1 protein-coding gene is annotated in these 1,033 nt (G+C 53.3%); it reads right to left on the bottom strand.

Annotated features, from left to right (window positions below; all coding sequences use genetic code 11):
* Positions 1 to 764, bottom strand: a 764-nt coding sequence (locus AC1RO3_RS07970; RefSeq protein ID WP_481763926.1) for a hypothetical protein, incomplete at its 3' end; no start/stop codon positions are given.
* Positions 765 to 1,033: the final 269 nt, after the last annotated feature.

Here is a 1,033-nt window from a genome sequence, read left to right as displayed (position 1 = left end):
TCGTACGACTGATCACCCTGATCCTTCGACATCTCTGCAACTTCGGACCTAGCACTCTTGAACCAGTTGGTGATGAACGTCGTAAGCACTCCTTGACGTGCGTCACATCGATCAATAGCCCGGCTCACGACGATCATATAAATCTGGATCACGTCGTCAAGCCGCACGTGGTGATTGAAGTCCTTGTACGTGGTCTTCGCGTGCATGATCGCGAGCCGCACGTATTTTTCGAGGATCATGTTCTTGAACGAGCGTGCCTTCTCATACCACAACCGCGACTGCTGAATCGTCGAGTACAGAGTTCCACCATGCCGCACACCAAGACTCGTCTCGATCGCATAAATCTCGGAGTTGCGAATGATTGGGTCAATGTCGAAACGTGTGTGCAACTGCTCATAACGCTCAACGCGCTTGAAGAATAGCGCCAAGAAGCCGAACAGCAGCCCCCGGTTAAGGTGCATGGCGCGAGCCGCTGCATCGGCCCGTTTTTGATCGCGAGCCGTCACGCAGTTGAACAGATGAATTGGGAGCTTTGTACGATCGTCAGAGGTGAAACGCCTGCTTGCCTTTCGGGTTTGGCGTGCCACGACCTTAACCACGTAATTCTGGAAAAGGCCGGGGCATTCGGCGTGTATCGGATCAAGTGCATGCCACAAAAACATGTCGAGCGTATGAAGGTATTCCAGTGTCGTCAGGTTTTTGCTGATGCGCTCAGTTATCGTTTTTAGCTTCGAAAACGAAGCGCTGTGTTCATACGCCTTCATACCTTACCTATTGCGTCTTTGTTTCATGGCCGCTACCGAACTTTGTACTGAACGCGGTAGCGTTGACTGCTTGCGACCCGGCTTTGCCGAGCGCTGTATGTTGACCGGAGCTTGAATGCGTACTGGCTGTACCTTCATAGCCTGACGCATACGAGCCTCACGTTCGGCCTCAGCACGCCTCAGCTCTGAGGGTGCAGTCCCAACCTTGGGCGGTGCTATCGGAGGCGTCTTATCGTCAGCACGACGCGCAGGAAGATGAGGTTTGATGG

The sequence above is a fragment of the Dellaglioa sp. CoH-57-MRSF-19 genome (genome assembly GCF_056781975.1).
Note: the sequence above shows the minus strand (reverse complement) of the source record. Positions and strands in the feature narration are given on the sequence as shown.